We start from the raw sequence: 251 nt of genomic DNA on the forward strand, positions 1-251 counted from the left end.
AGTGAAAGCTTGAGTAACTCAGTATCGATGAGCGAGAGCTTAAGCAACTCGGTATCAATGAGCGAAAGCTTGAGTAACTCAGTCTCAATGAGTGAAAGCTTAAGTAACTCAGTCTCAATGAGTGAAAGCTTGAGTAACTCAGTAAGCATGAGTGAAAGCTTAAGCAACTCAGTATCGATGAGCGAGAGCTTGAGTAACTCAGTAAGCATGAGCGAAAGCCTCAGTAACTCGGTAAGTATGAGCGAAAGCTT

Annotated in this window: 1 pseudogene; it reads right to left on the bottom strand. The window is 42.6% G+C overall.

The features are described from left to right. Positions 1-251: pseudogene (locus LMB56_RS01375) on the bottom strand (hypothetical protein); the annotation flags it as partial.

Origin of the sequence: Limosilactobacillus reuteri, from assembly GCF_020785355.1 — a bacterium.
In the GTDB taxonomy this organism is placed as follows: Bacteria; Bacillota; Bacilli; order Lactobacillales; family Lactobacillaceae; genus Limosilactobacillus; species Limosilactobacillus reuteri_I.